Origin of the sequence: Nonomuraea sp. JJY05 (assembly GCF_043496855.1) — a bacterium.
GTDB lineage: Bacteria > Actinomycetota > Actinomycetes > Streptosporangiales > Streptosporangiaceae > Nonomuraea.
The window spans coordinates 1-17,658 of sequence record NZ_JBIEIS010000059.1; the positions used below are offsets into that span (position 1 = coordinate 1).

Below are 17,658 nucleotides of genomic sequence, written 5' to 3' on the forward strand. Positions count from 1 at the left end.
CGTCCCGGTGCCCTCCGCTTACGCCCGGCCGAACAAAAAGTATTTCGGTCCGAAACGCGGAATAACATGGCTGAATATGATCAATGACCAGGCGTTCGGTATCGCGTCGAAAATCGTGTCCGGCACCGACCGGGATTGCCTGCACGCGCTGGACGTCATCTTCGGCTCGGGCGAGGGACGCCGAGCTGACGTGATTGCCGCCGATACCGGATCGTACAGCGATCTGGTGTTCGGGCTCGCGCATCTGCTGGATAAAGAATATAGGCCGGCGCTGGCCGATCTGCCGGACCAGAAGTTGTGGCGGGTGCAGGCCGATGCCGACTACGGTGCGCTGAACGTGCTGGCGCGCGGGCGGCTGGACCTGGGCAAGGTGGCCCGGTGGTGGCCGGACCTCCTGCGCCTGGTCGGCTCCATCTACACCAGCGCCGTCAACCCCTACGACGTGGTACGGATGCTGCAACGCGACGGTCGGCCGACCGCGATGGGCGAGGCGATCAACACCTACGGCCGCATATTTAAGAGTTTGCATGTGCTGGCGCTGATCGATGACGAGGGCATGCGGCGCGGCATCAAAGGCATCCGCAACCTCCAGGAAGGCCGCCACGATCTGGCGCAGAAAGTCTTCCACGGCCGCAAAAGCCAGGTGTTCCAGCGGTATTACGAGGGAATGGAGGACCAGTTAGGAGCTCTGCGCATTGTTTTGAATTGCCTGGTGCTGTGGAACACCGTCTACGTCGACGATGCTTTGCGCCTGCTACGGGAGCAGGGCTATCCGGTGCTGGATGGCGACGTGGCCCGGCTCAGTCCCTTCATCCGGAAACACATTAATGTGCACGGAAGGTATTCGTTTCAGCGGCCGCAGTTGGGTGGCGGCCGGCGGGCCTTGCGTGATCCTGACGCCGACGATGCCGACGATGAGGATTGACCGGCGGAAGAAGCCAACGGTCTGCCCGAGGGCGAGCTGGCGGGCATCATCGGGTGCCGACGATCAGGCGGTCGGCTCCCTCGACCCTTCGGGCTGCGCCCTTTCACGGCCCCCGCCCAGTGGCCGAGCCTTGCCTCCGCGACGTCGGTCAGGTCAGGGGGGCTCATCCGTGCAAGAGCGAAGCAACGCGACGAGCTTCTCAAGAGCGTCCAGAGTCGCTGGGCCAATCCCGATCGCGTACGTGCGGTTGGCACCCGTGCGCGTGGACGAGACGATGCCGTGGGTGCGCAGGAGTGCGAGTTGTCGAGAGACGGTGGACTGTGGCAGGCCGGTGGCTTCGACCAGTTCCGACACGTTGGCGGAGCCACCTGCCCGTACGAGCGCCCGGACGATGAGCTGGCGCGTTGGGTCACCGAGCCCTTTGAAGAAGGGGAACACGGCATCCAGAAGTTGCTGTACGTGGTCAACCATGAGTCGACTGCTCCAGGGCCAGGGCGAGTTCGTCGGCGAGCTCACGCAGGGCGGCGGCTTGTCCGCCCGGTCCAGCGACGCCGGCCCACGCTCGCAGCATGTCGTGGGTCTGGCGGGCGTGCCGGGTGAAGTGAATCCGAGCGTATGTCCTGAGGTCCAGTGGAACCAGCGCTGGCAGCCAGGTCAGTATCGCCCGGATGACCAGGGCGGGTGGGAGCGTGGCCCTTCGGCCGCGCAGTGCTGCCGCGGCTTCTATCGCAGCGTGCCGTGGGCGATCGACATTGCGGGTCAGGGCTGACCAGTCGCCGCCGCGCACGACGAGCTCGGCCATGAACGGCATGGTTCTGGCTGCGGTCTCAAGCTGGGCCTGTTGACTGCGCACCCGTACTCGCTGCCCTGCTTTGGCGAACACTACGGTGACACGGACAACCGCGTCGGCGTCACCAGAAACGGTGAACGGGGCCGTGGCTGGCGGGATCCAGTACTGTACGCGAATAGCCAGGGCGTCTTCGCTCTGCGCCCTGTGTTACCAGATCGTGGCGGCAGCTTGGTGCCCGGCCCTTCCGCATCCACCGCTATCTGGGGTTCTTGAGCGAAGTAGCTGGTCAGCCGCTTGAAGGTCTGTCAGGAACGTCAGGCTAGTAGGCTGGCCACGGCTGCCGCCGGTGGATCAACGAGCGGCCAGATCACGAAAGGGAGTTCGGGTGTCTACGCAGCCGCTGCGGAAGATTCTCCAGGCCAGCCGCTATCCGGGACGGAGCGTGGTGTGGGCCAGGACTCTCGATGGTGCGATGTGTGGCGGCTATCTCCTGACCGGCCGTAGCCAGGCGTCGAAGGCGCGTGCTTTGCGCCTGGTCGGTCACGAACTCGTCGTCGGCCCGACCGATCCAACCCCGAACGATCCACTGCGACACTACGTCGCCGCCACGCAACGTGACAGCTGGCTTGTGTTCGGGAACGGGGAGCAGGTAGTCACCGTGGCTGATCGCCTGCAGGCAGGCCAGCCGCCGGTACTCGCGCTGGACGGCCTGGACTATGAACCTGATCCGCCGATCTTCACGCCGCGAATCACTGTGGTCGTGAACCTGGCCTCCCCCGCCGATGCCTGGTTCGGCGCCGCCCGTCGCAGCCTCAGCGATCGAACGTCGACCAATCTGCTGACTCTCTCCATCCGGGATCTGGCTCCCGGTGATGCCGTGCTGATGACCACCTATGTATCCGATGGCCAGCGCCTGGTCACCGGCGAGCCGTTCCTCGAAGCCCTGACTGAAGCAGCCGATCAGCACGAGTTCCTGGACGAGTTGTGGGAAGCACTTGTTCCGCAATTCCGGGTGGCGGCAGCGACCTTCACGCCCCAAGACCTTGCTGGGACGGCTCTGCGCCACCAAGGTCCGTAACCGGGTGCGTCCGCAGGATGGCTGCCATGACGCGAAGGCGTCCCTGGTCAGCCTGCGGCTGGCTCGGTGAGCCGTGCTTCCAGATCGGCGATCATGTTGCGCATCGCGCGTGTCTGGCCCGCTGCCGGCGCTGCCCGCTGCGTCTGCCGGGGACGGCGATCACATCGTGGGGCCGTCGCGGTGCGGGTTCAGTACGAGGACAGTCTCGCGGCCACCGAGGCGTTCGGCTGGATCGCATTGGCAGGGCAAGGGCCTGGCCGATCACCCGTGCGTCGCCCTTCAGGACGCGGGGGCGTTGCGGACGGTGACGTTGATGCGGTTCCAGGCGTTGATCGACGCGATCGCCATGACCAGAGCGGACAGCGACTCCTGGTCGTAGTGGTCCGCCGCCGCGTCCCACACGTCGTCCGGGACGCCGTGGGGGTTGTCGGATATCCGCGTGGCCGCCTCGGCGAGCGCCAGGGCGGCACGCTCCTCGTCGGAGAAGAACGGAGTGTCCCGCCAGGCCGCGACCGCGTGGACGCGCTGGTCGGACACACCGGCCGCCAAGGCCTCGCGGGCGTGCATGTCCACGCAGTAGCCACATCCGTTGATCTGGCTGATCCGCAACCTCAGCAGGTCGAGCGTGGTGCGCGGGACAGGGCTGGCGTTGAGGTACGCCTCCAGCGCGTACATCGCCTTCAGCCCGTCGGCGGCGGGCTTGCGGATGCTCATGCGCATCGGGGTCTCCTTCAGATGTCGGTTATTTCTGGATGTCCTGGACGTTTTATATCTAGAATTCGGCCAAGCGCCGGGGCCGCTCAGGGACGACGTCCGGCAAACCAGCCACGCGTGGCCTAGGGTGTGCGGGATGAGCGTCTGTCCAGCGTGGCCTTGATGTCGGCCAGCGTCCGACCGGCCAGTTTCTTGCGCCAGACCAGCTCGGCCTGCCGCATGGCCTGCGAGATGACGCACGCCTTGCGGTAGTCGACATCCGCCCGGCCGCCCGGGCCCTTGCGCAGCAGTTCCTCGCAGCGGAACGCCTCGCCCGGCCCTTCGATCGCCGTCACCACGTCGAGCAACGTGATTTTCTCCAGTCGGCGTGCCAGCCGGAACCCGCCCCGGGGGCCCGGCGTGGAGGTGAGGATGCCCGCCCGCGCCAGCGCCTGAAGCTGCTTGTTCAGGTACGCCGTGGGAAGTTCATACAGCGCCGCCAGTCGAGCTGTGGTCATCGCCTCGCCCGGCTCCGCCCAGGCCAGGTTCAGGCAACTGTGCAGGGCCCATTCCACGCCCTCACTCATCCTCATAATCTGGATATTAGACATCCAGATTAGGCATGGCAAACGGACCTGCTCCGCGCCACGCATCGCGGCACGGAGCAGCAGAGCCTCCGCCCTACGCCACCTCGGGTCGCCGTGGAACTGGCGGAAATCGGAGCGGGTATGGAAGAGAGGACCCTGCTGAACAGGAGCGGTCCGACCAGGGGGCGAGCGGTATGGCACCGCACGACGTCGGCTGCCTTATGTTGCGGGTGAGCAGCAGCGTTTGCCGGTCAGTTCGGACAGCATTTGGGCGCTGGCTGGGCCAGGAATGTCGGCGAGAAGCAGCACCCAGCTGCCGGTCCAGAGCTCCTTGCCAGTTCGGCGCCCGGCTGACGGCCGTGCTCGAAGCCGAGCAGGCCGCCGCGCGGATTGTCGCGGCACCGAAGGTCACTTCACGGCGAGGCCGGGAGCGTAGTCCCTGAGCTTGATGACCTGTGCGCGGGCGACCTCCGGTGCGTTGGCGGCGATCATGTCGAGTACCTCCTGGGTGGGCGTGCCCATGAAGAACCGCTCCGCGCCTTCGCGCCCGACCTGCTGATGCTCGGTGACGTAGCCGCGCATCTCCCGCTCGTAGGCTTCGAACGCGGCGGCGTGGCCGCCGTCGGCGACGGCCAGCTCGCCGGCCAGGATGTAGGCACCGATCAGCGCCTGGGAGGTGCCCCGGCCCGAGGTCGGCGCCGAACAGTAGCCGGCGTCTCCGAGCAGCGCGACCCGACCGGAGGACCAGCGGCCCATCTCAATCTGGGCGTTGGCATCGAAGAAGAAGTCCTCCGCTGTGCTCATCTCCTTCAGCAGGCGCGGGATCTGCCAGCCTTGGCCGGCGAACTGCTCGGCCACGATGCGCTTGTGCTGTTCGTCGTCGTAGCGGTCGTAGGCCAGCGGCCCGGAGGCGAAGTGCAGCGCCGCTCGCGCTTCGGTGTTGTCGCGGGCACTGAAGATGTTGGCCGCCCTGCCCGGCACGCTGTACAGCTGGCCGGTATTGCGCAGGCCGAGGTAGTTGGGCAGGCTGAAGATCGCCGTGTAGATGCCCAGGTGCCGCACGAACTGCTCCTCCGGCCCGAACGCCAGCGAGCGGGTGCGTGAGTGCAGCCCGTCGGCGCCGACCACCAGGTCGAAGCGGCGCGGCCGGCCGCGCTCGAAGGTGACGTGCACGCCGTCGGCGTCCTGCTCCAGGGTGGCGATCGAGTCGCCGAAGATGTACTCCACGCCGTGGCGGGTGGCCTCATACAGCAGGTGGGTCAGATCACCCTTGAGGACCTCCAGGTCCCCCGCGAAGATCACTGCGGGGAGGGTGGCGTACTGGTTGCCGTCACGGTCCACCATCGCCGCGTCGCCCATGTGCGTGTCCAGGGCCTTGACCTGCTCCAGCAGGCCCATGCGGTCCAAGACGTCCAGCGCCTCGCCGCGGAAGTCCACCGCGTACCCGCCTGCGCGCACCTGCGGGGCGCGCTCCACCACGGTGGGGGTGAAGCCGTGGTGGCGCAGCCAGTACGCCAGGGCGGGCCCGGCGACGCTGGCGCCAGAAATGAGGATGTTCATCAACATGCTCCATCGAACGAACGGTTTGTGCGCTTAGAGGATCAAGTACGGTGAACCCCCGGAACAACGACGAACCCCGCAAGATCATCTTTAGTGTGAGTAAACGGAGCAGGCCAGGCGTGGAACTGCGCGACATCGAGATCTTCCTGACCCTGACCGAGGAACTGCACTTCGGCCGCACCGCCGTCCGGCTGTGCCTGTCGCCCGCCCGCGTCACCCAGGCGATCCAGAAGCAGGAGCGGCAGATCGGCGCGCCGCTGTTCGAGCGCAACAACCGCACGGTACGGCTGACGCCGGTCGGACAGCAGCTCCGCGACGACCTGCGGCCCGTCTACGCCGGGCTGAAAGACAGCGTGCAGCGCGCCCGGCTGGCCGTCCAAGGCATCACCGGCACGCTGCGCGTCGGCATGCTCCCCACCAACACCTACGACCTGCGCCCCTACTGGGACGTCTTCCGCGTCCGTCACCCGCAGTGGCGGCTGCGCATCCAGCGCACACAGTTCAGCGACGCCTTCGCCGCGCTGCGCCGCCAGGACGTCGACGTCCTGGTCGTTTGGCTGCCCGTCGAGGAGCCCGACCTCACCGTCGGACCGGTCCTGTTCGCCGATCCGCGGGTGCTGGCCATCTCCGTCGACCACGAGCTCACCCGGCGCACGTCGGTCTCCCTGGAGATCATCGCCGATTTTTGTCACCCTGGCAGCGACGTAGGGCCTGGCTACTGGTTCGACGCCTACGCTCCGCGCCAGACTCGCCGTGGCCGCCCGATCGAGCGCGGCCCTTCCGTACGCGACACCGAAGAGGCCATCACCCTCACCAGCATGGCTGAGACCGTCACCCTCTTCCCCGCCCACATGACCCGCTACTGGGTACGGCCGGACATCGCCTACCTGCCCGTCACCGACATAGGGCCGCTGCCGTATGCGCTGGTGTGGCGCAGCGAGACGGAGAACGGGCTCATCCGGGCCCTGGCCGATGTCGTCCGTGATCTAGGCTCCCTCGCACCGGAAAGTTGATCGCCGAAAGGATGGCTCGCCGAGGCCGAGTTCTCCACCAGCCTGGCCGTCCCATCGCAAGTGATAATGGCCTATTATCACGTACATAAGCGATCATGACGGCGCGACGACCAGGCGAACGTCTCGCCGGGGCGGTGCGCGACTCCGGCACGTTATCCGGTACATCATCCGGACCAGTGCAACGAGCGCCGCCGGGCGGCCGGCATGAGCGCCGCGCCGAAGGTCGCCACTCTGCGCGGCGGGCGCGTCACGCTCGCCGCGGCCGCCGACGCCTTTCTCGCCACCCCGCGCACCGCCAACCCCAACACCCACCGCGCCTACGCCTCGGCCATCGACCGCACCATCGACCGGCTCGGCCGCGACCGACCGCTGGTAGAGGTGACCGACGCCGAGATCGGCGCCGCGCTCGCCGACCTGTGGGGCGGAAGCGCGCCGGCGACCTGGAACCGCAACCGCGCCGCCGTCACCTCCTGGCTGCTCTGGTGCCAGACCAAGAAGCACGGGGCCGCGCCATCGGTCCCGGCTGAGGCCGAACGCCGCAAGGAAACCGCCGACGAGACCCGCGCCGTGGCCAAGGCCACCATCCACCGGCTGCTGTCACGCCGCGACATCCCGCTGCGGGAGAGGGCGCTCTGGCGAATGCTCTACGAAACGGCGGCCCGGGCCGCGGAGATCCTGGCGCTCAACGTCGAGGACCTCGACCTGGAGCACCGCCGCGCCCCCGTCCGCTCCAAGGGCGGCGCCACCGAGTGGGTGTATTGGGACAGCGGCACCGCCCACCTGCTGCCCCGCCTGCTCCGGCTGCCCGACGGCAGCACACGCACGCACGGGCCGGTGTTCCTGACCGAACGCCGTCCCGTCCCGGCCCGCCGCCCGGCCGCCGGCGACATCTGCCCGCACATCGGCCGCGCCCGCCTCGGCTACGACCGCGCCCGCGTCCTGCTGGACAATTACGCCGGCCTCGACCTGCACCAGCTGCGCCATTCGGCGGCCACCCACCTCGGCGAGGCCGAAGTCCCGCTGCAGCTCATCATGGGCAAGACCCGCCACAAGAACCCCCGCACCGCCATGCGCTACGTCAAACCCGGCGCCGAAGCCATCGCCAAGGTCACCGAGGTCCTTGCGCCCCGCCGCCGTACCCACTGATCAACTGAGTGGCGGCTTACCGGGAGTCAGAGGGAGTCCCGGCCAACGAAGCGGGCAGGCACAGACTCCGAGATCAACAGCGCGGTGTGCAACCGAACGGAATCCGGCGCGGGCCACGTTCGGAGGCAGGTACAGGCTCGGCTCGCTGACCTGTGGGAACCCCGTTAACGCCGGATTCCGTTCCAAATCTCTCTGACCCCCGAGTAGGGCGCGTGGTCGGAGGTGGTGGGCGGCTTGCCGGAGCGGCCGTAACCGCGCAGGTCAGGGCAGACCACCGTGTGGTGCGGGGCGAGGAGCGGGGCGAGGCGGTGCCAGGTCGCGTGCGTACGGGGATGGCCGTGCAGAAGCAGGAGCGCAGTGCCGGAGCCGCCATGCCGGACGAACAGCTCTGTCTCGCCCACGTCGATCATGCTGGTTGCGAAGTCCTCGAACATCCGCCGCCTCTACCCCGAACCGGTGAGCGCTGCTCCATCGGGCACGAAATGTTGATCCGTGCTCCGATCCGGCGCCGCCCGCGATCATGAATTCCTTCGGGGCGCGGGCAAGCGCGTCACCCAGTCGCTTCACGGGCGGCCGATCACAGGTGCGGGCCGGTGCTGTTTCCCGAGAGCCGGTCGTAGGGGAGCGCATGACTGGTGCGGCCGTGGACGCCCGTGGTGGTCGTCGCGGTGAACAGGGAATTGAGCAGCGCCTCCTCGACCGCGTCCATGACCGCGGCGAACACGGGGTTCAGCCTGCCGTCAGGCAGGGGCGGCAGGTGCGGGGGCGCCGTGGTGAAGGCGATGGCGTAGTCGCCGCTCCCGTGGGAGTACGACGCACCCACGCGGCCCATCGCGAAGATCGCCCGGCGGGCGAGGCGGCCGAGCTGACGTGCGTCGAGCGGCGCGTCGGTGGCCGCCACGATCATGCAGGAGTTGCCGGCGGGCTCGTCCCGGCCGCCTCCCGGGACCAGATCGCCGGCCGGCATCGGGACTCCCCGGACGGTCAGCACGCCACCGAAGTTCGCCTGGACCAGCGCCCCGACCGTGACCGGAGCACCGTCCACCACCGGCCGCCGGGATGAGGTGCCGATCCCGGCCTTGAATCCCAGGGCCGTCGTCCCCGTGCCCGCCCCCACGCATCCCTCCGCGGGCGGCCCGCTGGATGCTCCTTCCAGCGCGTCGAGAACGTGCTGTTCGGTGATCGGGCGGCGCCGGATGTCGGACAGGAAGCCGTCGTTGGTCTCCCCCACGACGGGGTTGAACGAAAGCCCGTCCGGGCGGCGGTCCATCAGATAGGTGAGCAGCGCGTCAGCGGCCCGGAACGCCGACAAGGTGGCGGTCAGGACGACGGGCGACTCCAGCACGCCGAGTTCGTCGATCTGGGTCGAGCCGACCAGCTTGCCGTATCCGTTGCCGGCGTAGACGGCCGCCGGCAGCCCCGGCCGTCCGGCGCTCAGGTGCCGGGGAACGACGGCGGTGACCCCGGTGTGCAGATCGGCGCCGTCGTCGACGGTGGTGTGACCCACCAGGACGCCCTCGACGTCGGTGATCGCGTTCAACGGCCCGGTCGGCAGGTTGCCGACGACGACGCCCAGCGCGCGCGCCCGCGCGCGTCCCCTCGTGGCTGCGGTGAAGTCAGGGTTCATGAGTTGCCGATGTTACGCCCTGCCGGCGCGAGAGGCGTTACGGCATCTGGCGGGTCGCGTCTGGCGGAAGCCCCATGACGACGTGCAGGTAGGCGTCGCAGCCGTCGCCGACCATGCGGGCCCCCTTGTGGTCGACGCCGGCAACCCATCGGCCGCACCATCTGGCGCGCGGCCGCGAAAAACGCGTTGCCGCACAACCTCGCAGAACGTATGGTTTTGCGCTCGTGATCACAGTGGTGGAGCGCGTCCTGCCGGCCCGGCTGGGGACGGGATTTCGATGGTTGCTGGCCTCGAGCTGGCTGACGAATCTGGGTGACGGGGTCGCGGCCGCCGCGGGCCCACTGCTGATCGCGACGCTGACCCGCGACCCGCTGATGATTTCGCTGTCGGCCCTGGTGAGCTGGGCGCCGCCGCTGCTGTTCAGCCTGTACGCGGGGGTGCTGTCGGATCGGTACAACCGGCGCAGGATCGTGCTCGTCGCGAACGCGGTGCGGGCCGTGGTGCTGGCGGCTCTCGTCGCGCTCATGGTGACCGGCACCGTGAGCGTGGTGACGGCGCTGGTGGCGCTCACGCTCCGGTCCATCGCCGAGGTGTTCGCCGACAACGCGACGGCCACCCTGACACCCATGATGGTCGGCAAGGACGATCTCGCCGTCGCCAACGCCCGCCTGGGCACGGGCTTCATCACGCTCAACCAGCTCGCCGGGCCGCCGATCGGCGCGGCACTGTTCGGCCTGGGCTTGACCTGGCCGTTCGCGGGCCAGTTGCTCCTGGTGGTGGCGGGGATCGTCCTGGTCACCCGGATCACGCTGCCGCCGCACGGCCGTCAGGCCGACGATCCCAGGCCCAACACCGTAAGGGAACTCATCGCCGGGTTCAGCTGGACCATCCGGCACGCGGCGGTCCGCACGCTCGCGCTCACCATCCTGATCTTCAACTTCACGTTCGGCGCGGCCTGGTCGGTTCTCGTCCTCTACACCCAGCAACAGCTCGGCCTCGGCGCCATGGGCTTCGGCCTGATGACCACCATCGGCGGGATCGGCGGCTTGATCGGCACCGGCCTGTACGGGGCCATCACCCGCAAGGTGAGCCTCGGCGCCCTGATGCGGATCGGGCTCATCATCGAAACGTTCACCCACCTGGGCCTGGCCCTGACCCATTCGCCGTGGGTCGCCGGGGGCATCTTCCTGGCCTTCGGCGCGCACGCCTTCATCTGGGGCACGACCTCGGTCACCGTCCGCCAGCGCGCGGTCCCGCGCGAGCTGCAGGGCCGGGTGGGCAGCGTCTACGCCATCTGCGTCTACGCCGGGCTGGTGGTCGGCTCGCTGATCGGCGGCGTCCTGGCCACCCGCTTCGGCGTCGCGGCGCCCTTCTGGTTTGCTTTCGCCGGTTCCGCGGTGTTCGTGGTGCTGCTGTGGCGGCAGCTCATGCTCATCGGCCACGACGACTGAGCTGATGGCGGGGGAGGTGCCGGGCGCGCCGGTCCGGCCATCCTCACGTCGCGATGATGGGCGCGCTGGGGTCGCTTCCGGCGGGTGACCTGCGCGGCGGCCGGCCCGGGTGCGCGCCTGCCGCGGCTCCTCGCGGGGGAGCTGGGGCCGGGGTTTGCGTGGCGGCAGCCGATCAAAGGGGGCCTCGAACAAAAATACGCATGGACACGATGGGTGATAGTGCGGATACTCATCGTGTCATTTCCTTTACCCCCCGCGATCGTACTGCCACTCCGCGTGTTGCGCGCTGCCCGGAGTCGTGGCCGTCAGGGGACAGGACAGAAGGAGAACGATGCAGTCGAAGTGGTTCCTGGCCATCCCTCTCACCGCCCTCGCGGCGGGGGCATGCCTGACGGCGACCGCCGCCGCCAGCCAGGCGTCCGCACCGGTCCCGTCGGCCGCCCGTCCATCGGCTCTGCCACCCGGCTACCAGCTCGTCACCCTGCCCAACGCCAACGTCCCCAACTTCCAGCGCCGCACGCTCTACTGCCCCGGCAGCAAGAGGGTCCTCGGCGGCGGCGCCGAGGCCCGCGGCAACAGGGCGATCCTGGTCGGGTCGTTCCCCACCGATGACGGCCGCGGCTGGATCGGCATCGGCCGCCAGGACGGCTACAGCGACGTCGGCATCAGCGTCTTCGCCATCTGCGCCGACTGATCCGCGGCTGCCCCGGCCCCGGTCGCCTGCCGGCCGGGGCCGGCCCATGCCCGGGACCGGGGACGGGTCCTGAGGGGCGACGGTTGCCGGGCATATGCCGCGTTCCTCTAGGCTGCCTGTGGCGGCACGGGTCGCCGTCACCAGGGGAGGAGCGCCGTCCATGAACGTGTCAGCCGGCGACGCCGGGGCGTCGTGGACGGTGGACGGCATGCGGCTGCGCCGGCTGCCCGACCTTTCCGACGCGGGGGCGTACGTGGTGGACGACCGCGGGCAGATCGTGGAGGTCAGCGCCCAGGCCGAACTGCTGCTGGGCCGCCCCGCCGAGGAGCTGCTCGGCCGGGACGCCCACGACCTGCTGCACCGGGGCAAGTACGGTGAGCCTCTGCCGCGCAGCCGCTGCACGATGCGCCAGCCCCTCATCGTCGGCGGCAGCGCGCAGGGCGAGGGGGAGTGGTTCGAGCGCGGTGACGGCCTGCTGATGAGGATCGCCTGGCTGGTCACCCCCTGCCGGCTCGACGGGGGCGGGACGGGGGCGCTGGTGCTCTTCCACGAGAGCCCCTCATCCGCGCCGGCCCCGCACGAGACGGCCGGCGCCGCGGCCTCGATGTCGCAGCTCGACCGGCTGGCGCTGCTGGCGGAGACGACCACGACGCTCACCGCCAGCCTGGACGTGAACGAGACGCTGCGCCAGCTCGTGCGCCTGGTCCTGCCGCTGCTGGCGGACTGGGTGGTGGTCGACCTGCTCACTGAGGAGGGCGGAGTGTCACGCGCCGCCGTCGCCCACTTCGAGAACGGTCTGCTGACCTATCGGGACGACCTGGAGGGGCCGATGCCGCCCGTTCCGCAGGAGTCGCCGATGCCCCTGTCGCGGGCGCTGCGCGGAGTCACCGCCACGCTCGTGAGCCCGGAGACCTACCAGGGGCTTCCCGACTCGGGTATCGCGGTCGCCCAGCAGGAGCTGTTCCGGGTGACGGGCATGCACTCGGCGTGCATCGCGCCGATCCGCGGCGTGCGCGAGGTGGTCGGGGCCCTGACGCTGGGCCGTTCCGGGCAGCCGGCGGCCTTCACGGCCGCCGACCTGCTGCTGGTGGAGGACATCGCCCGCCGGGCGGGCCTGGCGCTGGACAACGCCCGCCTGTACGAGCGGCAACGGCGGGTCGCCGAGACCATGCAGCGCCACCTGCTTCCCCAGCTGCCGTCGGTGCCGGGGCTGGAGATGAGCGCCTCCTACCGGCCCGCGCCGCGCGCCTCGCAGGTGGGCGGTGACTGGTACGACTCCTTCGTCCTGCCCGACGGCGCCACGGCCCTGGTGATCGGCGACGTGGTCGGCCACGACCTGGACGCCGCCGCCGGCATGGCGCAGGTCTGCAACATGCTGCGCGCCTACGCCGGCGCGGGCCAGGATCCGCCCAGCGTCATCGTGGACCGGCTCGACCAGGCGGTGGCCCGCATGGCCCAGAGCACGATGGCCACCGCCGTCCTGGCCCGGCTGGAGCGCCGCCAGGACGGCGGATGGCGGCTGATCTGGACCAACGCGGGCCACCCGCCGCCGCTGCTGGTGGAGCGGGACGGGCGCACCCGCTTCCTGGAGGAGGGAACCGACCTGCTCCTGGGCACCGGCATCCCCACCGTCCGCATCGACGCCACCACCGACCTGCCGCCCCGCTCCACGCTGGTGCTCTACACCGACGGCCTGATCGAGTCCCCGACCCGGACGCTGGACGAAGGGATGTCCCGGTTGAGCCGGTACGCCGCCTCGCTGGCTCAGCGGCCCGTCGCCTCGCTGGGCGACGTGCTCATCGACCAAGTCCGCCCCGCGGACAACGACGACGACGTCGCCCTGCTCACGGTGCGCATCCCGGACCAGCCCTGAGACGGACGGCTCACGGGCGCACACTGCCACGGGCGCGGCCGAAAACGGACGACCTGACCAGCGCGGGTCAAGGGGTGATTTCGTCGCTTGCCGGTGCGGCCGATATCGGTCGGCCGCGCCCCGGGCTTCAGGAGGCGTTCGAGTTCGGCGTCCTGATCGCGGTCGGCGGCGTTGACGCCGAAGTGCGGCCGCAGCCTGCCCGCCTCGGCCCCGGCGATGGGGTTGGAGATCAGAGTCGGCCGCAATCCGCCGAACCCCTTCCCGCGCTCCGATCTCCACCGCGCCGTCTTCGGTACCGAGCACGATGAAGCCCAGCACCTCACACCAGAACGCCGCCAGCCGCTGCGGATCCCGGCGCACGCCGCCAATCCTTTGAACGGCCTATGGTCGTGATGCAGTGGACCCCGGGAGCACAGATGAACGATTGCCGCCGGCTCACGTGCGCGTCATCGAGGGCCACCCTGCGCCGTTCGCACGCGCCTTCGGCGGACGCAGAGCCGTGCCGTCAGCGTCAATGCTCGGCCCGAACAAAGTATCCTGCATCCCCGGAGGCCTGTGCTGAGCGGTCGCAGAGGGGATCGCCGATTGCCCTTGCCCTCACGTCGAAACCAGGCGGAGCATCGGGCAATACGGCGTACCCAGGCCCCTCAGGGCTGATCTCCACGGGCCCCAGACCGCCTCCCGGCAGCCAGCGGCGGACTCTCAGGCAATAATTGTCTCCGTAGAAAATGGCGGCCGTGTGCCGCCAGCCTGAGTATTGCCCTGCTGGAATCAGGGCATCGTAACAGCCCTGACTGTAAATACAGGAAGGGCCCCTGTAGACCTGGACGGCGCCGACGGCGATCGTGCTCGTATTGTGAACCTCGTTGTCCGTCGGCGAGGCCGCCGCCGCGGAGGGGGTCAGAGTAGTCATGAACGCGGCCGTCAGGGCAATCATGGATGCCCATGCCATTTTCTTCATCTTCCCTCTCTCGTACCTTGTGATCTCCTGCTTGATCTTCCTGGTGAACCACATGATCTCGGTGAATTCCCGAACTGCGATCAGTGCTGTGCCGTACCATTCCGCATCTGCGCTGCATTGATGAGCAGCGCTCATGGACTCACGCCCAGCACGATGCCCGTTCTTCTCGACCCTGCGCATTGCGGTTGTCTTCCTGGCGCGAAGAACGGCTATCGCGAGAAAGGTATCTTTTCGCTCATACGGCAACCAGGGCAACAACCGGGCATTTCGAGGGCTTTCAAGCCTCCTCGTGCGGCGTACATCGGAAAAAGCGGCGGCGGCACAACCGCCTCGGCTGGGCCGTCCAGTGGGGCACGGTGCGGATGCTCGGCACGTTCCTGGAGGACCCGATCGACGTGCCGCGGGTGGTCGTGGATTACGCGGCTGAGCAGCTGGGGATCGACGATCCGTCGTGCATTGAGGAGCACGCCGAGCGGGTGCCGACGCCGTACGAGCACTCGCGGGAGATCCGGGATCTGCTGGAGTTGGAGGTGCCGGACGGCAAGCGGGTCTCCACGTTGGAGTGCATGCGGACCCCGGTGGTGAAGCTGACCGGGACGGGCCAGGTCGAGGCGCTGGACCGCACCTCGTATGTGCTCGGGTTCGGGACGGGCGCGATCGACCTGTCGGCGGTGGCGCCGGTGAAGCCGGCCGAGCTGGCCTCCTACGGCATGAAGGCCAAGGCCGCGAGGATCAAGAACTTGAGGGGTGAGCGGCGGGTGGCGACGCTGGTCACCACCGTGCGGGAGCTGAAGCGCGCGACCAGAAGGACCCGCGCGCCATGATCAACCGTCACCCGGCCGCCCTCGCCTTCGCCGCCCAGATCAACGCCGGCAACCGTCACGCCGTCCTGCGCCGCCTGATCAACACCGTCACGATCTCCACCGCCTGGAGCAGTCAGTCCAGTCCGGGCATGTCTTGCCACCACCATCCGATGCAAGGGATGCCTTCGGGCGGGCCGAGGGCGCTGGGCCTGTCGGTGACCGTGCCGGTGACTTTATGGCGCCGGGGTGGCGGCCGTCGGGGTTGGTGTAACGGCCGACCTCGATGCCCCATTCGTAGTTGCCGCGTATCAGGCAGGTCAAATCGGATAGGTACCGGCGCAGTGCTTGTACTGCGCCGGGCAGGACCAGGTCGCGGACCTCGGTGAAGCGAGCCAGGATGCGATCGCGCAGTGCCACAACGCGCCGCTGGGCTTCCTCACGGCTGCATTGGTCGTAGCTCTGGTAGAGGTCGACGAGATTGAGGATGGGACCGGTTGTCTGGGGATGACGGGAGGCGTGCCAGAGTTCTTTGCCGTAGGAGAATAGGTCGTCGTCGAGGGCGGCGACCATGCTGGCCATCTCGGTCAGCGCGTGTACGGCCGGAAAGTTGATCTCCGTGTCGGGGATGTCATCCAGTTGGCTGACCTGCAACCACGCGATCGTCGAGAAGCCGGCCACATACAGCAGCCGTGTGTAGAGGTAGTCGTTCAGGGTGGGTGTCAGCTGCTGCTGGCGGGCAGCGCGCTCCCCGGCCACTCCGAGATACCAGGACAGGTGTGCATCCACCAGGCGTCGACGCTGGGTAGGGGTGGCGAGGCTGTGCAGCCGCTCTGCGAGATCGATGACCGGGCCGGTGAAGGGGTTTTCGGGCGGTAGCAAGCCCGCGGTCGGCGATTCGAGTGGGCGACCGCATGAACGCACCGTCAACGGCGCCGACCGGGCGCGCCGGCCGAACAGCGGACCGCACGATGACCGGACCCGGCGAGTCGGCCCGGTGCACGGCCGCAAGATCGGATAGGCGCGGGTGTCCACAACCGATCAAGACCCGCAGCTGCAGCTGGACGCCCTGCACGCCGAGGGCTGACGGCACCCTGGACAGCACCACCGCGCACGCAACGCTGGTGTTCCGGCCTCTGGGAGTCCGGGCCTATCAGGTGCGAGGAAACAGGTCCTGGCCGAAGCCCTGTTGACCTTTGACCTCCCTCCGCCCAGGCCTCTACATTCCAATAGTCGACCGGTCGGCTAGCTCTACGACGACGGGTCGCGGAATCCCACCCCACCAGGAAAGAAGGTCATCATGAGCGCTCAGAAGGTCGCGGTCATCACCGGCGGCTCGCAAGGCATCGGCGCTGGTCTCGTCGACGCCTACCGCAAGCTCGGCTACGCCGTCGTCGCCACCTCCCGCACCATCGCCCCCTGCGACGACGCGGGCGTCGTGACCGTCCAGGGCGACCTCGCCGACCCCGCCACCGCCGAATGTGTCATCACCGCCGGCGTGGAGCGGTTCGGCCGCGTCGACACTCTGGTCAACAACGCCGGAATCTTCGTCGCCAAGCCCTTCACCGACTACACCCAGAGCGACTACGCCGCCGTGACCGGTGTGAACCTCGCCGGCTTCTTCCGCATCACCCAGCTGGCCGTCGAGCGGATGCTCACCCAGGGCGGCGGTCACATCGTCAACGTCACCACGAGCCTGGTCGACAACGCCGACGCCCGAGTACCCTCCGTCCTGGCCTCGCTGACCAAGGGCGGACTGCAGTCCGCCACCAAGTCCCTCGCCATCGAGTACGCCACTCGCGGCATCCGCATCAACGCCGTCTCGCCCGGCACCATCAAGACACCCATGCACCCCGAGCAGACCCACGAGGTCCTCGCCGGCCTGCACCCGGTCGGCCGGATGGGCGAACCGGGCGACATCGTCGACGCGGTGCTCTACCTGGAGAACGCCCCGTTCGTCACCGGCGAGATTCTCCACGTCGACGGCGGCATGAGCGCCGGCCACTGAGAGACAACAGCGACATGACAGACATCGAAGCGATCTTGTGCGGCGTTCTCGAACGGTGGAAGGCAGGCATCGACGACCACGACCCGGATCAGATCGCATCCCTCTTCACCGAGGACGCCATCTTCCAAGGACTGCGTCCCTACAGCGTGGGAAGGCAGGGCGTCGCCGACTACTATGCCTCCCAGCCCGCCGGCCTGTCGGCCGCCTACCGTGTCCTGGAAAGCCGGCGCCTGTCCGAGGACATCGTGCTGGGCTACCTGAGCGTCGACTTCTCCTTCACGGACCGGCCCACGATCAGCGTCAACCTCCTCGTACTGCTGAGGCGCTCGCCGGCCGAGTGGCTCATCAGCCACTACCAGGTCTCCCACCTCCGCTAGCACCGGTCCCTCCGGGTCAGGAGCCCGCGCTTTTCCGTTCACCACCTGTCATCCGTCAGCCCTCCGATCCGCTAC

General features: G+C 68.6%; 19 protein-coding genes and 1 pseudogene. 10 read left to right on the plus strand and 10 right to left on the minus strand.

The window, feature by feature from the left end; all coding sequences use genetic code 11:
• Positions 1-925, plus strand: a 925-nt coding sequence (locus ACFKCF_RS53780; protein WP_394504197.1) for a Tn3 family transposase, incomplete at its 5' end; no start/stop codon positions are given.
• A gap of 153 nt (positions 926-1,078) precedes the next feature.
• Here ACFKCF_RS53780 and ACFKCF_RS53785 read toward each other — a convergent pair.
• On the minus strand, positions 1,079-1,396 hold the full coding sequence (locus tag ACFKCF_RS53785; RefSeq protein ID WP_394504199.1) for an ArsR/SmtB family transcription factor: 318 nt from the start codon (positions 1,394-1,396) through the stop codon (positions 1,079-1,081).
• Entirely contained in the window at positions 1,389-1,727 is a 339-nt protein-coding gene (locus tag ACFKCF_RS53790) for a hypothetical protein (RefSeq protein WP_394504201.1), read from the minus strand. Before ACFKCF_RS53790 ends, ACFKCF_RS53785 begins: the two co-directional genes overlap by 8 nt.
• 373 nt (positions 1,728-2,100) lie before the next feature.
• Between ACFKCF_RS53790 and ACFKCF_RS53795 the strand changes: the two genes are divergently transcribed.
• Positions 2,101-2,793 (plus strand): IMP cyclohydrolase, encoded by a 693-nt coding sequence (locus ACFKCF_RS53795; RefSeq protein ID WP_394504203.1) that lies wholly within the window; start codon positions 2,101-2,103, stop codon positions 2,791-2,793.
• Positions 2,794-3,072: 279 nt separating this feature from the next.
• On the opposite strand, the gene ACFKCF_RS53800 is transcribed toward ACFKCF_RS53795, so the two are convergent.
• The 3 genes from ACFKCF_RS53800 to ACFKCF_RS53810 form a co-directional block, all read right to left on the minus strand.
• The gene (locus tag ACFKCF_RS53800; protein WP_394504205.1) at positions 3,073-3,513 is read right to left on the minus strand and encodes a carboxymuconolactone decarboxylase family protein; all 441 of its coding nucleotides are present in this window, start codon (positions 3,511-3,513) and stop codon (positions 3,073-3,075) included.
• Between the two features lie 116 nt (positions 3,514-3,629).
• Positions 3,630-4,073, minus strand: a complete 444-nt coding sequence (locus ACFKCF_RS53805) for an RrF2 family transcriptional regulator (RefSeq protein WP_394504207.1) — start codon at positions 4,071-4,073, stop codon at positions 3,630-3,632.
• Between the two features lie 408 nt (positions 4,074-4,481).
• Positions 4,482-5,633, minus strand: a complete 1,152-nt coding sequence (locus ACFKCF_RS53810; RefSeq protein WP_394504209.1) for an FAD-dependent monooxygenase — start codon at positions 5,631-5,633, stop codon at positions 4,482-4,484.
• Between the two features lie 95 nt (positions 5,634-5,728).
• On the opposite strand from ACFKCF_RS53810, the gene ACFKCF_RS53815 reads away from it, so the two are divergent.
• Entirely contained in the window at positions 5,729-6,646 is a 918-nt protein-coding gene (locus tag ACFKCF_RS53815) for a LysR family transcriptional regulator (protein ID WP_394504211.1), read from the plus strand.
• 204 nt (positions 6,647-6,850) lie between these two features.
• A complete protein-coding gene (locus ACFKCF_RS53820; RefSeq protein ID WP_394504213.1) occupies positions 6,851-7,792 on the plus strand; it encodes a tyrosine-type recombinase/integrase in 942 nt (313 codons plus the stop codon).
• 164 nt (positions 7,793-7,956) lie between these two features.
• Here ACFKCF_RS53820 and ACFKCF_RS53825 read toward each other — a convergent pair whose 3' ends face one another.
• On the minus strand, positions 7,957-8,226 hold the full coding sequence (locus ACFKCF_RS53825) for an alpha/beta fold hydrolase (RefSeq protein ID WP_394504215.1): 270 nt from the start codon (positions 8,224-8,226) through the stop codon (positions 7,957-7,959).
• 143 nt (positions 8,227-8,369) lie between these two features.
• Positions 8,370-9,419: a P1 family peptidase gene (locus ACFKCF_RS53830; RefSeq protein WP_394504216.1), complete on the minus strand. Its 1,050-nt coding sequence runs from the start codon at positions 9,417-9,419 to the stop codon at positions 8,370-8,372.
• A 224-nt stretch (positions 9,420-9,643) separates the two neighbouring features.
• Between ACFKCF_RS53830 and ACFKCF_RS53835 the strand changes: the two genes are divergently transcribed.
• From ACFKCF_RS53835 to ACFKCF_RS53845, 3 genes are all read left to right on the plus strand, one after another.
• On the plus strand, positions 9,644-10,870 hold the full coding sequence (locus tag ACFKCF_RS53835; RefSeq protein ID WP_394504218.1) for an MFS transporter: 1,227 nt from the start codon (positions 9,644-9,646) through the stop codon (positions 10,868-10,870).
• 331 nt (positions 10,871-11,201) lie between these two features.
• Positions 11,202-11,564 (plus strand): hypothetical protein, encoded by a 363-nt coding sequence (locus ACFKCF_RS53840; RefSeq protein ID WP_394504220.1) that lies wholly within the window; start codon positions 11,202-11,204, stop codon positions 11,562-11,564.
• A gap of 160 nt (positions 11,565-11,724) precedes the next feature.
• Positions 11,725-13,437 (plus strand): SpoIIE family protein phosphatase, encoded by a 1,713-nt coding sequence (locus ACFKCF_RS53845; RefSeq protein WP_394504221.1) that lies wholly within the window; start codon positions 11,725-11,727, stop codon positions 13,435-13,437.
• Positions 13,438-13,505: 68 nt separating this feature from the next.
• On the opposite strand, the pseudogene ACFKCF_RS53850 reads toward ACFKCF_RS53845, so the two are convergent.
• Together ACFKCF_RS53850 and ACFKCF_RS53855 are read right to left on the minus strand one after the other, a co-directional pair.
• Positions 13,506-13,806 (minus strand): annotated as a pseudogene (locus ACFKCF_RS53850) (VOC family protein); the annotation flags it as partial.
• 142 nt (positions 13,807-13,948) lie between these two features.
• Positions 13,949-14,578 (minus strand): hypothetical protein, encoded by a 630-nt coding sequence (locus tag ACFKCF_RS53855; protein WP_394504320.1) that lies wholly within the window; start codon positions 14,576-14,578, stop codon positions 13,949-13,951.
• On the opposite strand from ACFKCF_RS53855, the gene ACFKCF_RS53860 reads away from it, so the two are divergent.
• Positions 14,482-15,222, plus strand: coding sequence for a DUF4158 domain-containing protein (locus tag ACFKCF_RS53860; protein ID WP_394504223.1), 741 nt, complete (start codon positions 14,482-14,484; stop codon positions 15,220-15,222). The two genes, ACFKCF_RS53855 and ACFKCF_RS53860, sit on opposite strands and share 97 nt — an antisense overlap.
• A gap of 87 nt (positions 15,223-15,309) precedes the next feature.
• Here ACFKCF_RS53860 and ACFKCF_RS53865 read toward each other — a convergent pair whose 3' ends face one another.
• Positions 15,310-16,233 carry a terpene synthase family protein gene (locus tag ACFKCF_RS53865; RefSeq protein WP_394504225.1) on the minus strand — a complete coding sequence of 308 codons (924 nt, stop codon included), beginning with the start codon at positions 16,231-16,233 and terminating at the stop codon, positions 15,310-15,312.
• A 265-nt stretch (positions 16,234-16,498) separates the two neighbouring features.
• Between ACFKCF_RS53865 and ACFKCF_RS53870 the strand changes: the two genes are divergently transcribed.
• Together ACFKCF_RS53870 and ACFKCF_RS53875 are read left to right on the plus strand one after the other, a co-directional pair.
• Positions 16,499-17,206, plus strand: coding sequence for an SDR family NAD(P)-dependent oxidoreductase (locus ACFKCF_RS53870; protein ID WP_394504226.1), 708 nt, complete (start codon positions 16,499-16,501; stop codon positions 17,204-17,206).
• Positions 17,207-17,220: 14 nt separating this feature from the next.
• On the plus strand, positions 17,221-17,583 hold the full coding sequence (locus tag ACFKCF_RS53875) for a YybH family protein (RefSeq protein ID WP_394504228.1): 363 nt from the start codon (positions 17,221-17,223) through the stop codon (positions 17,581-17,583).
• Positions 17,584-17,658 lie beyond the last annotated feature (75 nt).

What these genes read in the sequence shown, in the direction of transcription:
- ACFKCF_RS53785 (WP_394504199.1), bottom strand. Translation starts at nt 1,396, where the DNA reads ATGGTTGACCACGTACAGCAACTTCTGGATGCCGTGTTCCCCTTCTTC.
- ACFKCF_RS53790 (WP_394504201.1), bottom strand. Translation starts at nt 1,727, where the DNA reads ATGGCCGAGCTCGTCGTGCGCGGCGGCGACTGGTCAGCCCTGACCCGC.
- ACFKCF_RS53800 (WP_394504205.1), bottom strand. Translation starts at nt 3,513, where the DNA reads ATGCGCATGAGCATCCGCAAGCCCGCCGCCGACGGGCTGAAGGCGATG.
- ACFKCF_RS53805 (WP_394504207.1), bottom strand. Translation starts at nt 4,073, where the DNA reads ATGAGTGAGGGCGTGGAATGGGCCCTGCACAGTTGCCTGAACCTGGCC.
- ACFKCF_RS53810 (WP_394504209.1), bottom strand. Translation starts at nt 5,633, where the DNA reads ATGAACATCCTCATTTCTGGCGCCAGCGTCGCCGGGCCCGCCCTGGCG.
- ACFKCF_RS53820 (WP_394504213.1), top strand. Translation starts at nt 6,851, where the DNA reads ATGAGCGCCGCGCCGAAGGTCGCCACTCTGCGCGGCGGGCGCGTCACG.
- ACFKCF_RS53825 (WP_394504215.1), bottom strand. Translation starts at nt 8,226, where the DNA reads ATGTTCGAGGACTTCGCAACCAGCATGATCGACGTGGGCGAGACAGAG.
- ACFKCF_RS53830 (WP_394504216.1), bottom strand. Translation starts at nt 9,419, where the DNA reads ATGAACCCTGACTTCACCGCAGCCACGAGGGGACGCGCGCGGGCGCGC.
- ACFKCF_RS53840 (WP_394504220.1), top strand. Translation starts at nt 11,202, where the DNA reads ATGCAGTCGAAGTGGTTCCTGGCCATCCCTCTCACCGCCCTCGCGGCG.
- ACFKCF_RS53845 (WP_394504221.1), top strand. Translation starts at nt 11,725, where the DNA reads ATGAACGTGTCAGCCGGCGACGCCGGGGCGTCGTGGACGGTGGACGGC.
- ACFKCF_RS53855 (WP_394504320.1), bottom strand. Translation starts at nt 14,578, where the DNA reads ATGCGCAGGGTCGAGAAGAACGGGCATCGTGCTGGGCGTGAGTCCATG.
- ACFKCF_RS53870 (WP_394504226.1), top strand. Translation starts at nt 16,499, where the DNA reads ATGAGCGCTCAGAAGGTCGCGGTCATCACCGGCGGCTCGCAAGGCATC.
- ACFKCF_RS53875 (WP_394504228.1), top strand. Translation starts at nt 17,221, where the DNA reads ATGACAGACATCGAAGCGATCTTGTGCGGCGTTCTCGAACGGTGGAAG.